At 69.9% G+C, this 12288-nt stretch carries 15 protein-coding genes; 8 read left to right on the forward strand and 7 right to left on the reverse strand.

The genetic code is table 11. The annotated features are described in order from the left end of the window. The first annotated feature begins 165 nt into the window (after positions 1-165). Positions 166-924 (forward strand): class I SAM-dependent methyltransferase, encoded by a 759-nt coding sequence (locus ACIRSU_RS32155; RefSeq protein ID WP_403799728.1) that lies wholly within the window; start codon positions 166-168, stop codon positions 922-924. On the opposite strand, the gene ACIRSU_RS32160 is transcribed toward ACIRSU_RS32155, so the two are convergent. Continuing rightward, positions 872-1237: a VOC family protein gene (locus tag ACIRSU_RS32160; RefSeq protein ID WP_403799731.1), complete on the reverse strand. Its 366-nt coding sequence runs from the start codon at positions 1235-1237 to the stop codon at positions 872-874. The two genes, ACIRSU_RS32155 and ACIRSU_RS32160, sit on opposite strands and share 53 nt — an antisense overlap. A gap of 83 nt (positions 1238-1320) precedes the next feature. Between ACIRSU_RS32160 and ACIRSU_RS32165 the strand changes: the two genes are divergently transcribed. Beyond that, a complete protein-coding gene (locus tag ACIRSU_RS32165; RefSeq protein ID WP_403799733.1) occupies positions 1321-1650 on the forward strand; it encodes a deoxyxylulose-5-phosphate synthase in 330 nt (109 codons plus the stop codon). A 53-nt stretch (positions 1651-1703) separates the two neighbouring features. Here ACIRSU_RS32165 and ACIRSU_RS32170 read toward each other — a convergent pair whose 3' ends face one another. Together ACIRSU_RS32170 and ACIRSU_RS32175 are read right to left on the reverse strand one after the other, a co-directional pair. Then, a complete protein-coding gene (locus tag ACIRSU_RS32170; RefSeq protein ID WP_403799736.1) occupies positions 1704-1991 on the reverse strand; it encodes a hypothetical protein in 288 nt (95 codons plus the stop codon). Beyond that, positions 1988-2212 carry a hypothetical protein gene (locus ACIRSU_RS32175; RefSeq protein ID WP_403799739.1) on the reverse strand — a complete coding sequence of 75 codons (225 nt, stop codon included), beginning with the start codon at positions 2210-2212 and terminating at the stop codon, positions 1988-1990. Before ACIRSU_RS32175 ends, ACIRSU_RS32170 begins: the two co-directional genes overlap by 4 nt. A gap of 116 nt (positions 2213-2328) precedes the next feature. Here ACIRSU_RS32175 and ACIRSU_RS32180 point away from each other — a divergent pair, with 116 nt between their 5' ends. The 4 genes from ACIRSU_RS32180 (at position 2329) to ACIRSU_RS32195 (ending at position 5160) form a co-directional block, all read left to right on the forward strand. Further along, positions 2329-3174, forward strand: a complete 846-nt coding sequence (locus ACIRSU_RS32180) for a helix-turn-helix domain-containing protein (RefSeq protein ID WP_403799742.1) — start codon at positions 2329-2331, stop codon at positions 3172-3174. After that, the gene (locus tag ACIRSU_RS32185; protein WP_403799745.1) at positions 3155-3424 is read left to right on the forward strand and encodes a DUF397 domain-containing protein; all 270 of its coding nucleotides are present in this window, start codon (positions 3155-3157) and stop codon (positions 3422-3424) included. Before ACIRSU_RS32180 ends, ACIRSU_RS32185 begins: the two co-directional genes overlap by 20 nt. Positions 3425-3679: 255 nt before the next feature. After that, on the forward strand, positions 3680-4495 hold the full coding sequence (locus tag ACIRSU_RS32190; protein WP_403799747.1) for a hypothetical protein: 816 nt from the start codon (positions 3680-3682) through the stop codon (positions 4493-4495). Between the two features lie 56 nt (positions 4496-4551). Then, positions 4552-5160 (forward strand): Uma2 family endonuclease, encoded by a 609-nt coding sequence (locus ACIRSU_RS32195; protein ID WP_403799750.1) that lies wholly within the window; start codon positions 4552-4554, stop codon positions 5158-5160. Here ACIRSU_RS32195 and ACIRSU_RS32200 read toward each other — a convergent pair. Then, a complete protein-coding gene (locus ACIRSU_RS32200; protein WP_403799752.1) occupies positions 5148-5630 on the reverse strand; it encodes an SRPBCC family protein in 483 nt (160 codons plus the stop codon). The two genes, ACIRSU_RS32195 and ACIRSU_RS32200, sit on opposite strands and share 13 nt — an antisense overlap. Before the next feature lie 244 nt (positions 5631-5874). Between ACIRSU_RS32200 and ACIRSU_RS32205 the strand changes: the two genes are divergently transcribed. Continuing rightward, entirely contained in the window at positions 5875-7518 is a 1644-nt protein-coding gene (locus ACIRSU_RS32205; protein WP_403799754.1) for a hypothetical protein, read from the forward strand. After that, positions 7508-9208, forward strand: a complete 1701-nt coding sequence (locus ACIRSU_RS32210) for a hypothetical protein (RefSeq protein ID WP_403799757.1) — start codon at positions 7508-7510, stop codon at positions 9206-9208. The genes ACIRSU_RS32205 and ACIRSU_RS32210 overlap by 11 nt, the downstream gene beginning before the upstream one ends. 89 nt (positions 9209-9297) lie before the next feature. Here the strand turns inward: ACIRSU_RS32210 and groL are convergent, their stop codons facing one another. The 3 genes from groL to ACIRSU_RS32225 all read right to left on the reverse strand — a co-directional run bounded on the left by groL (position 9298) and on the right by ACIRSU_RS32225 (position 12275). After that, positions 9298-10920 (reverse strand): chaperonin GroEL, encoded by a 1623-nt coding sequence (groL, locus tag ACIRSU_RS32215; RefSeq protein ID WP_403799759.1) that lies wholly within the window; start codon positions 10918-10920, stop codon positions 9298-9300. Positions 10921-11342: 422 nt separating this feature from the next. Next, complete coding sequence (locus tag ACIRSU_RS32220) at positions 11343-11549, reverse strand: cold-shock protein (protein ID WP_046911137.1); 207 nt, start codon at positions 11547-11549, stop codon at positions 11343-11345. 447 nt (positions 11550-11996) lie between these two features. Continuing rightward, on the reverse strand, positions 11997-12275 hold the full coding sequence (locus ACIRSU_RS32225; protein ID WP_403799763.1) for a MoaD/ThiS family protein: 279 nt from the start codon (positions 12273-12275) through the stop codon (positions 11997-11999). Positions 12276-12288 lie beyond the last annotated feature (13 nt).

The raw sequence follows: 12288 nt of genomic DNA on the forward strand, positions 1-12288 counted from the left end.
CTCCATGCCCCCTTCCCGCCCCTGCCCCGCACCCCCGGGACCGGGGCGGCCGCCCCTCCCGCGCCCGCCCGTCACACCCCCGCACAGGATCTCGCCAGACCAGCCCTGACCTGGGCTTTCCCTCCTACCTCCCCTAGCGTTTCCCTGACACGGAAGGGGACCGCAGTGGACCGCACCACCCGTACCGCCGAGGACGTACTCCGTCTCCTGGACGGCCTGTTCGCCGCCGACACCGCCAAATGGCAGGGCTTCTACGAGGACCGCGACCGCCCGGTGCCGTTCTTCGTCGACAAACCGGACGAGAACCTCGTCGACCACCTCGACCGCGGCCTGCTCCCGAGCCCCGCTCCCGGCGCCCGCGCTCTCGACCTCGGCTGCGGCCCGGGCCGGAACGCCCGCCATCTGGCCGCCCGCGGTTACGAGGTCGACGCGGTGGACCTGTCCGCGACCGCGCTGGAGTGGGCCCGCGAGCAGGGCCACGACACCGGCGTCCGCTACCTCCACGGCGACGCGTTCACCCTCGACGCGATCGGCGACCGCGGCCCGTACGACCTGATCTACGACTCCGGCTGCTTCCACCACCTCCCGCCCCACCGCCGCCCCACCTACCTCGCCTTCCTCACCCGCCACCTCGCCCCCGGCGCCCACTTCGCCCTCACCTGCTTCGCCGCCGGCCCCGGCGGCATGGGCTCCGAACTCCCCGACCCCGCCTTCTACCGCGACCGCTCCCTGCACGGCGGCCTCGCCTACACCGCCGAAGCCCTCCGCGCGCTCTTCTCCGACCTGACGGAGATCGAACTCCGCCGCATGCGCGACGAACCGGCCGACTCCCCGACCTTCGGCGAACCCTTCCTCTGGACGGGCCTGTTCGTCACACCGCCCGCCGCGGGCACAGACAGAACGGGTGTCCCGCCGGGTCGATGAGCACCAGGAAGCGGCCGGGGTCCGGCTGCGGCTCCGGGCGTGTGGCGCCCAGGGCAAGGAGCCGGGCCTCGGCCTCCGCGAGGTCGTCGACGTCGAAGTCGAGATGCGCCTGTTGAGGCACGTCCTGGCCCGGCCACCGCGGCGCCCGATAGCCGTCGACGCGCTGGAAGCCGAGCAACAGGCCGCCCTCGCGCTGGAGTCCGGCGAAGCCGGCGTGGTTGCGGGGGTGCGGGGGCAGGCCGGTGGCGCGGTGGTAGAAGTCGGCGAGCGCGAGCGGGTCGGCGCAGTCGAGGGTGATCGCGGAGAGCTCCATACGGCCCGACCCTAGGCACCGGCGCCCTCGTCCGCCGTGGAATTCCATGGCCCGGCCGCCGCCTCGCCGCCTAGCCTGGCGCCATGAGCCACGGAAAGACCTCGTACGTGTGTCTGCCGTGCCGGGCCTCGTACAAGCAGTCCTACGACGCCTGGCGCGAGCGGCGCTGTCCGCGGTGTGCGCGGGTGATGATCCACGCGGGGTCGGCGTTCGCGCCGCCGCCACGGCGGGACCGGAACGGCTGGCGGGCGCTGTCCGTCGTCCTGAACGCGGGGATCGCGTTCCACAAGAGCTGCTGCGGCGGGCCCGGCTGGCGGCCCCGCACTCTCCGTGAGGTCAAGGAGCGCACCGCGTACGCCCGCCGCACCGGCGAGCCGGTCGCGCGGGCCCTGCTCCGGTACGACCTCCCCTGACCGGCCGCGCCGCGCCCTCCCCCGGAACACGTGGAGCTGCGGCGCCTTCGGGCTCAGCCGCGCGAGGCCGACGCGCTCCCCTCGCCGTCGCCGTCGCCGTCGCCGTTCGTGTCGGCCGGCCTCAGCCCTGCCCCAGAGGCAGCGGCACGCCTCTCCCTGTTGAGCGCCCGTACGCGCGCCCGCAGCACCTCGCCCGGCGGCGCGGGCACCAGCGCCTCGGGCGGGCAGTCCCACTCCCGCCCGCCGCCCGGCGGCCGTAGCTGGAGACAGGGGCCTTCCCGCCCCATGACCTGGCCGATCCGCCCGTCGCGGGTGTCGATGACATAGCCCCCCTCCTTCACCGGCCACCCTCCGGCGTGCACGCGAGCGCGACGACGAGCCGCTGCGCGGTGTCGAGGTTGCAGCGCCCGAGCTCGACGAGCGGATGGGTGAAGCCGCCGCCGGACGCGGCGAGGGTGACGGGGTCCACTCCGAGGGAGGGGAGCGTGATGCCGTGCGCTGCGAGCCCCGCCTTGAGCTGGGCGACGACGTCCTGGACGGGCTGGACGGACGAGGGGGTCATGGTAGCGGCCTTTCCACTCTGTGTATCGATTTCCCTTACGGAGAGTGTCGACCGGAGGCATGCTGGAGAACAGTGACTTCGCCCCAACAACCCCAGATGCCCAAGCGGGAGTTGATATGGCTGACGCCGGAAAGAACAGGGAACCGTCGATGTCTCCCAGGGCGATAATCGGCGCGGAGCTCCGCCACGCGAGAGAGAGCAGGGCCCTGAGCCAGGAGTCCCTGGGCGAGCGGGTCTTCGTGAGCGGGTCGTACGTGGGTCAGATGGAGGCGGGCACGCGCCGCATCCGGCCGGAGATGGCGGTCCAACTGGACGAGGTGTTGGGCACGAACGGCTTCTTCGAGCGCAACTGCAAGGCGGCGAACAAGTCGAAGTACCCGGACCACTTCGCGGAGGCGGCGGAGGCGGAAGCCGAGGCGACGGGAATCAAGGAGTTCGCCCCGCTGCTGGTCCCGGGACTGCTCCAGACCCCGGCGTACGCGCGGGAGGTCTTCCGCGCGTATCAGCCGACGGCGGCGGAGGACGAGATCGACGACCTGGTGTCGGCGCGACTGGAACGCGGCCGGCTGCTCGACGACCCAACAAAGCCGTTGTTGTGGGTGGTGCTGGGCGAGGCGGTGTTACGGCAGGAGGTCGGCGGCCCGGCGGTGATGGCGGAGGCGCTGGGGCACGTCGCGGGGCTGGCGAGGCGGCACCGGGTGATCGTGCAGCTGCTGCCGTTCAGGGCGGGGGCGTACGGGCCGATGACCGGCTCGATGAAGCTGATGTCCTTCGAGGACGCGCCGCCTCTGGTGTACCTCCAGGGTCTGGGCACGGGACGGCTTGAGGACGATCCGGCCACGGTCGCGCGACACACCCTCACCTACGATCTGCTCGGGGCCACCGCGTCGTCCCCGCGAGATTCCCTGGCCCTGATCGAGTCCGTGGCGGAGGATTACGCGCATGAAGATCGACATCTCTGAGTACGACCTGAGCACGGCCGTGTGGGTCAAGTCCAGCTTCAGCGGCGGCGACGGCGGCGACTGCGTCGAGGTGGCCACCTGGCGCAAGTCCTCGTACAGCGGCGGCAGCGGCGGCGACTGCCTCGAAGTCTCCGACGACCACCCCGGCATCGTCCCAGTCCGCGACTCCAAGAACCCCGACGGCCCGAAGCTCGTGTTCCGGGCCGCCGCCTGGAGTGAGTTCATCGAGGAAGTGAGGACGGCTCGTTGAGCGACGGCGAGCACGGCGCCCCGGCCCGAAGCTCAAGCATCGAGATTCGAGCCGTGTTACTTCGGAAGGGAATCGGGCCTGGATTGAACCCGCCCACCCACCCTGCGAGTTGACGCTTCGCAACCGGCTTGCCACACAGCGTCATATGCCTCTACGGTGACGTCCGAGAGTCGTGCAGAACGCAAACGACCCCCAGCAGGTGCGCCAACACCTGAAGGGGGTCTCACCACCGAATCGAGAGAGAACCTCGACGCCATGGTTGATGCCGAGCTTAGTGCTCCCCTCCATCCCCTCGCCAACCCCGGCTACGGCAAGCGCTCCACCCGGTACGAACACCCCCGCTCCGCCGCCGACTTCGCGCACCTCCCGCCGCGCGAGGCCGCCATCGCCGCGTACATCGACCGACTGCCCGAGGGCAGCGACATCTCGGTGAAGACGCTGGCCAAGCACCTGCCGTACGGGCAGTGCGCGCTGCGCACCGCGCTCAACCGCATCCAGCGGGCCGGGCATCTGCGGCGCGGGCGCGAGTGCCTGGACGGGCGCTGGATCACGCGAACGTGGTTCACCCGGACGGCTCGTGACCACGTCTGGTGGGCCGCGTTCCGGCGCGGGGACGTGCCGCGCGAGCCGAAGCGGGCGACGCGTTCGCGGGCGTACATCCTGCTCGCCGCGCTCGGGCGGACGAACGCCGCGATGTCCCTCTCGCACGCCGAGTGCCAGGCCCTCGCGCCCCTCGTCGAGGAGTGGTTCGCCCGCGACGCCGAGGAGGACGACGTCGTACGCGCCCTGCTCAACGGCCTGCCGACCCCCGTCCACCACCCGGCCGCCCTCGCCCGACGCCGGCTGACCGACAAGCTCCCGCCGGAGCCGATCCGCCGCGACCAGATCCCCCGCCGCGTGCTCGAATGCGCCGAATGCGGCGCTCCCGACTACACCGACTCCCTCGTCGACGGCCACTGCGCCCCGTGCCGCGGCACGGCCGCCGCACCTCAGAGGGACTACCTGCCCGAAGCCGACGTCCGCGCCAGGGTCGCCGCCATCCGCCAGGAAATGAAGGGGACCCGCACATGACGGTTCAGCTCGTCCGGCCCGACTGCGGGGCAGGATGGAGGGAAGGAGGCGAGCCCATGACCCCCAACCCCGCCGACGCATCCGCCGACGCACCCGCTGACGACCACCCGGACCTGTCCGTCGAGGACTTCGAGGAACTCGCCCGCGTCGCGCCCGAGGGCGTGAAGCTCGAATTCGTCAACGGGGAGCTGAAGGTCAAGCCGTTGCCGGACCAACTCCACAAGGCCATCGTCATGTGGCTGCTGCGCGTCTGCATGCAACAGCGGCCCGAGCTCATGTTCTATCCGGAGCAGGAGCTGAAGGTGGACACCTACCGCAACGGCCGCGCCATCGCGGACGGCGCGCTCGCACCCATCGACCACTTCGTCGCAAGCCCCGACATGTGGGGCGCCCCCGAGGGCGTGCTCATGGTCGTCGAGGTCACGTCCCCCGGCGCCAAGGCCCGCAACCGCGACCTCGTCGAGAAGCGGGACGGCTACGCCGCCGTCGGCATCCCCGTCTATCTCCTCGTCGACCGCGAGACGACCACGCTCCATGTCTTCACCGAGCCCGAGCACGGCGCCTACCGCACCGAGGAGTCCCACCCCTTCGGCGACCCCGTCCCCCTCCCCTCCCCCGTCGACATCACCCTCGACACCGACAAGCTCAAGGACTACGTCTCCTGACCCATCGCCTTCAAGTACTCCGCCAGCCGGTCGTACTGCTCCCGCACCCCGGCCTCCATCCCCGCCGCGAGCGCCTGGTCCCGGACCTCCGACGTGGGCCAGAAGGAGGTGCTGGTCAGGGCGGTGCCGCCGGTCGGGGTGGCGTCGAAGGTGAGGGTGACGCGGACCGGGGCGGCGTCCGGCATCTGCTCGAAGAGCTCGGTGTAGACGAGGCGCTCGACCGGGACGACCTCCTCGTACCGGCCGGAGAAGACGATCTCCTGGCCCTCGGGGGTGCGCTGGCCCCAGCGCCAGGCGCCGCCCGGGCGCAGGTCGATGTCGCAGACCGACATGGTCAGCGCGGCGGAGCCGTACCACCGGCGTACGTGCTCGGGGCGCGTCCACGCCTCCCAGACGCGCCGCACGGGGGCGTCGAAGGTGCGGGTGATGACCAGCTCGCGGTCCGCCGGGGTGGTCAGCAGCGTGATCATGACATTCTTTCGCCTCCCGCCTCGGCCCCCCGCCCCTCCCACCAGCATCTCTCCGACGGATGCCGGCCGCTCACCCGGCAATCCAGTGAACACGTTCAACCATCAAGCGCTATCGTGCCTACGACGCGGCGCCAGCTCAGCACCGATCACGCGCGCCGCCCTGTCCGACCTGTGGGGGGTCCCTTTCATGCGCTCTACGCGCACCCGTCCGCATGCCCTCGCGCGTGCGGCCACCGTCTTCGCCTTGACGGCAGGTCTCGCCCTGCCCGCCCTGGTGACCGCGCCCGCCGTCTACGCGGCAGGCGTCACCCGTACCACCACCTCCGACGACGGCCGGATCGTCGTCGACCTGACATCCGAAGCCCTGTGGGTGAAGGTCAGCGTCCTCGCCTCCAGCGCCCCGGACGCCGCTGTGCTCGCCTCGACCGACGACGTCAGCTGGCAGTCCGCCGACGAGGCCACCGACCGTCCCTACGGCTGGGCCACCGCGGAAGCCCTGAAGCTGCCCGAGGGGACGCCGCTGGGCGACTACCCGGTCGTCGTGGAGTACCGGCTGCCTTCCGGCACCGTCCAGAAGTGGACCGGCGGCACCTACAGCCACAAGCTGCACACCGGTGTCAGCAAGCTGTCCTTCGACCGCACAACCACCAGCTACGACAAGCGGGACGTCGTCCTGTCCGGCACGGCGACCACCTGGGACCCGTCCACCGGCGCCCGGACGCCGGCCCGTGAGGGCACCAAGGTCAAGATCTCGATCGACCTGAGCGACATCATGGGCGGCGGCAGGCGGACCGTCGACGCGGCCGCCGTCACCGGCGCCGACGGCGGATTCACGATGCCGTTCACGCCGAACGCGGTGATCCGCGGCGGCAGCGCCACCGTCGTCGACGCCGCCGCCGACACCGACCCGAACGCCGGTTACAAGGTGCCGGAGGTCGGCGTCGAGACCCTCCAGTACCGGATCAACGCGGACCTGAACAAGTACCGTGTCGCCAAGGGCACCGACGTCACCGTCTCCGGTCGGGTGGAGCGGCTGACACAGGACGGCTGGCAGCCGTTCGCGAACGTCCCGGTGGTCACGAGGAACACCGAGCCCGACTACTACGACCGCACCGACCCGGGCACGAACGTGATGGGCAGCGGGACCACCACGGCCGGCGGCACCTTCTCGTACGGCGCCCGGGCCACGTACGCCACGCAGGTGTACACCTTCCTGCGGCCCTCGGTGTACTACCAGAACATCAACTTCGACCAGGGCGAGATCGCCGTCCCGCAGCCCATCTGGTACAGCGGCGTCCGCACCACCCTGGACGAGTTCGGCTCCGTCCACGCCACCGCCCGCGTCAACGGCGGCAGCTGCGAGAACGAGCCGGTGTACCTCCAGGTGTCCTTCGACAAGGGCCGCACCTGGGGCAACCTGAAGTACGGCAAGATGCAGTGGGACAACAGCTTCTCGTACTGCAAGGTCGACATCACGACCTGGGGCTACGTCAGTGCCACCTACCGGCTGTACCACTACGAGACGGACCTCTTCGCCGCGCGCGAGAGCGCCCCGGTCAGCCTCTCCCGCATCGAGACCCGCTTCTCCGCCTTCACCATCAGCCCGACCCGGCCGCGCGTGAACTCGTACATGACGGTCACCGGCACCGTGCAGAAGAAGATCGGCACGGCCTGGAAGCCGCTCGCCGGCGCCAAGGTCATGCTCCTCTTCCGGCCCAAGGGCGACCGCCAGTGGTACTGGGTGAAGCGCGACGTCCCCACCAACACCTACGGCAATTTCAACTTCAAGGCCAAGAACTACGGCGACGGCTCGTGGATCGTGCTGAAGCAGTCGCAGAACGGCTACTTCTACAGCGAGGCGAAGGGGAAGTACATCGATGCGCTCTGACCTCAGCCCTTCCTCGCGCGCCGCGTCCACGCTCGCCGCGCTGACCGTCCTCGCACTCGGCGCGGGCACCGCCCCCGCCCTCGCCGAGGACCCGACACCCCCGGCGCCGGCCACCGTCGGAATCGGCCACGCCGTCACGGAGGAGTACCAGCGCGGCGCCTTCCACGTGAACACGTGGACGGACGCCCCCTCCGCCACCGTCACCGCCGTCTCGGCGAAGATCCGCAAGGGCGACACCGTCGTCGCCGCCGTCCCCGCCCTCACCCAGGCCACCTGGAACCAGAACTACTTCTCCCTGGCGGCCGGCGAGGCCCTCAAGCTCGTCGAGGACGGCGGCACCATCCCGGAGCTCGGCAAGTACGCCATCGACATCACGGCGACCGACTCCCTCGGTAACACCCTCACCCGCACCGACGCCGGCACGCTCGACTTCACCCTGAAGCCGCAGCTCGACATCGGCTTCTCGGCGCCCAGCTGGAACGACCGCAGCACCCGTCCGTCGGGCACGCTCGTCGGCGTCCAGCCCGGCTCCGGCGACCTGGTCCCGATCCCCGGCCGCGGCATCACCGTGCAGCGCCTGACCGCCGAGGGCACCCCGGCGCAGACGGCGACCACGGACGACAAGGGCGCGTTCACCGGCGAGTCGTACGGCGACGTGAAGATCGGCGAGGAGTTCCGCGTCTCGTACGCGGAGAACAGCGAGCAGGTGCACGGCTCGGCCGACTTCACGCGAGGGCTCCTCGGCTACAACAGCCGCCGCGTGAACGTGACCGCCACCGCCGACAAGGCCCGCGTGCTGCCCGGTGAGAAGGTCACGGTCACCGGCCGGATGACCGACCCGAACAACGCCGACGCCCCCGTGGCCGACCAGCAGGTCCGGGTGAGCCTGGCCTCCGGCTACTACGGCACCCCCGTCACTCAGACGGTCTCGACCGACGCGGACGGACGCTTCAGCGCCCAGCTCCCGGCCACACCCGGCATCCGGGTGGACGGCTGGACGGTCTCCTCCACCGACCCGTTCCTGTACTTCGCCGGCGTCAACGGCCAGCTGGCGATGCCTCAGGAGGCCCGGGTCCTCGTCGCCCGCGGCACCCTTGCCGCGGACGGCAAGGTCAATGTGATCGGCGCCTTCCGTCCCTGGTACAACCCGAAGCAGTGGTTCAGCTGGACCTCTCCGGAGACGCTGCTCCTGGAGAACTCGGCCGACGGCCGAACCGGCTGGCGGACCATCGCCACCGCTTCCCTCGGCAACAACAGCTACCCCGCGTTCTACAACCTCAACGGCAGGAGCCAGGGCGGCTTCTTCCGGGTCCGGCACGTGCTGAGCAACGAGTTCACCGAGTCCACCAGTGTCACGTTCCGGATGGTCCGCACCTCCACCCGGATCATCGGCGTCAACGCCAACCCCGAGCCGGTGCGCAAGGGCGCGGCCATGACCGTGACCGGCACGCTCCAGCAGGCGGTCGGCGGCGTGTGGAAGGGGTACGGGAACGCTCCCGTGACCCTGTGGTTCCAGGCGCGCGGCTCCACGGCGTGGAAGCAGTTGGCGACCGGCCGCACCGCGGCGAACGGCGCCGTGACCTTCCGGACGACGGCCACGGTGGACGGTTCGTACACCATCCGGCACAACGGTGACGGCACGCACTTCAACGCGCCGGCGGCGTACAACGACTACGTCGACGTGCGCTGACCGTCAGAGACCTGCGCATGACTGAAGGGCGGCACCCTCTCGGGGTGCCGCCCTTCGGCGTCCTTATGGAGCTTTCCGATCCGTCAGGATCAGAAGTCCATGTCACCGCCCGGCATGCCGCCGCCGGCCGGCGCGGCGGCCTTCTCCGGCTTGTCGGCGATGACGGCCTCGGTGGTGAGGAAGAGGGCCGCGATGGAGGACGCGTTCTGCAGCGCGGAACGGGTCACCTTGGCGGGGTCGATGATGCCCTCGGCGATCATGTCGACGTACTCACCGGTCGCGGCGTTCAGGCCGTGGCCGACGGGCAGGTTGCGCACCTTCTCGACGATGACGCCGCCCTCGAGACCACCGTTGACGGCGATCTGCTTCAGCGGGGCCTCCAGGGCCAGCTTGACGATGTTGGCACCGGTGGCCTCGTCGCCGTCCAGCTCCAGCTTCTCGAAGACCGCGGAGGCCTGCAGCAGGGCCACGCCACCACCGGCGACGATGCCCTCCTCGACGGCCGCCTTCGCGTTGCGGACGGCGTCCTCGATGCGGTGCTTGCGCTCCTTGAGCTCGACCTCGGTCGCGGCACCGGCCTTGATGACGGCGACGCCACCGGCGAGCTTCGCCAGGCGCTCCTGGAGCTTCTCGCGGTCGTAGTCCGAGTCGGAGTTCTCGATCTCGGCGCGGATCTGGTTCACGCGGCCCGCGACCTGCTCGCTGTCACCGGCACCGTCGACGATCGTCGTCTCGTCCTTGGTGATGACGACCTTGCGGGCGCGGCCCAGGAGGTCGAGACCGGCGTTCTCCAGCTTGAGGCCGACCTCCTCGGAGATGACCGTGCCGCCGGTGAGGATGGCGATGTCGTTCAGCATGGCCTTGCGACGGTCGCCGAAGCCCGGAGCCTTGACCGCGACGGACTTGAAGGTGCCTCGGATCTTGTTGACGACCAGGGTCGACAGGGCCTCGCCCTCGACGTCCTCGGCGATGATCAGCAGCGGCTTGCCCGACTGCATGACCTTCTCGAGGAGCGGGAGGAGGTCCTTCACGGAGGAGATCTTGGAGTTGACGATGAGGATGTACGGGTCCTCGAGCGCGGCCTCCATGCGCTCCATGTCGGTCGCGAAGTACGCCGAGATGTAGCCCTTGTCGAAGCGCATACCCTCGGTGAGCTCCAGCTCCAGACCGAAGGTCTGGGACTCCTCGACGGTGATGACGCCTTCCTTGCCGACCTTGTCCATGGCCTCGGCGATGAGCTCGCCGATCTGGGTGTCGGCGGCGGAGATGGAGGCGGTGGAGGCGATCTGCTCCTTCGTCTCGACCTCCTTCGCCTGGTCGAGCAGCGCGCCGGAGACGGCCTCGACGGCCTTCTCGATGCCGCGCTTGAGGGCCATCGGGTTGGCACCCGCGGCGACGTTGCGCAGGCCCTCGCGGACCAGCGCCTGGGCGAGAACGGTGGCGGTGGTCGTACCGTCGCCGGCGACGTCGTCCGTCTTCTTGGCGACTTCCTTGACCAGCTCGGCGCCGATCTTCTCGTACGGGTCCTCGAGCTCGATCTCCTTGGCGATGGAGACACCATCGTTGGTGATCGTGGGGGCACCCCACTTCTTCTCGAGGACGACGTTGCGGCCCTTCGGGCCGAGGGTGACCTTGACGGCGTCAGCGAGCTGGTTCATGCCGCGCTCGAGACCGCGCCGGGCCTCCTCGTCGAACGCGATGATCTTGGCCATGTGAAGTGGTCCTCCCGGACATGGGGTGGATAACGCTCCAGGACCGCGCCGACGCCCGCGACGGACGGCCGGCGCGTCCTCGTGGTTCCTTGCCCCACGCGGTCGGCGGCCTCGTCTGCCCGATCCTCGTAAGCACTCTCAGCGTGAGAGTGCTAACGCCAATGATTAGCACTCGCCCCATGCGAGTGCAAGCGACTACGGAGGATCGACCACCTCTCGGGCGCACAACCCGGCGCCCCGGTCCCGTACACGTACCCGCGTACGCCTGCCCGTACGCGCCCGTACACGTACCCGCACCCGCACCCGTACGCGCCCCCCGTACACACGTGCCCGTACGTGCCCGCGCACGCGCGAGGGGCCCGCATCCCGGTCAGGATGCGGGCCCCTCGACGGAAGTGCGTCGGTGGCCGATCGCGCCGCGCTCAGGCGGTGGCGAGCTTGACCATGTCCGCCTGCGGACCCTTCTGGCCCTGCGAGATCTCGAACTCGACCCGCTGCCCTTCTTCAAGGGTGCGGTAGCCGTCCATCTGGATCGCGCTGTAGTGGACGAAAACATCCGCACCACCGTCGACCGCGATGAAGCCGTAGCCCTTCTCCGCGTTGAACCACTTGACGGTGCCCTGAGCCATGCCTAACTCCCCTATTACTGGCCCTTGCGCGGATCCGCACTTCGCGGACCCGGGTCAGACCCTGCGCCGGAACGCGTCGACCGCGGCTGAATGTATCTGCCCAACTGCCCTCTGCAACAGGTCAATCGGACGAGAATTCTGGGCACGCCGGAAAGGGGAATTGGGGAGATTACGCTGAATTCCGGGGCAAGTCGGGCCCGGCAAAGTGCGCAGAAGGTACACAAGGCACGGGCACTTTGGCTGCTTCTTGTCGTGCCGAGGCGCATTCTCATATGCGGCTGGCATGCGCAGCGGAGGGGACTTCCCCAACTCTACCGCGCTCAACCATGCAGAATTGCCCCTTCCGCTTCTTGCTGCGGAAGGGGCAATTCAGGGAACTTCGGTACCCGCGGGTAGTACCGCGGGTAGTACCGCGGGGAGTACCGCGGGGAGTACCGCGGTCAAGGCTCAGCAGCCTCCGGCGACGGCCGGAATGATGGAGACACCGGCACCGTCCGGCGTGGCCGTCTCCAGGCCCTGCTCGAAGCGCACGTCGTCGTCGTTCACGTACACGTTGACGAAGCGGCGCAGCTTGCCCTGGTCGTCGAGGACGCGCGCGGCGATGCCCGCGTGGTTCTTCTCCAGGTCGGCGATGACCTCGGCGAGGGTCGCGCCCTCGGCGGCGACCTCGGACTGGCCACCGGTGTAGGTGCGGAGGATGGTGGGGATACGGACGTTCACGGCCATGTCGGTGCGTGCC

The organism is Streptomyces sp. NPDC101160, from assembly GCF_044768205.1.
GTDB lineage: Bacteria > Actinomycetota > Actinomycetes > Streptomycetales > Streptomycetaceae > Streptomyces.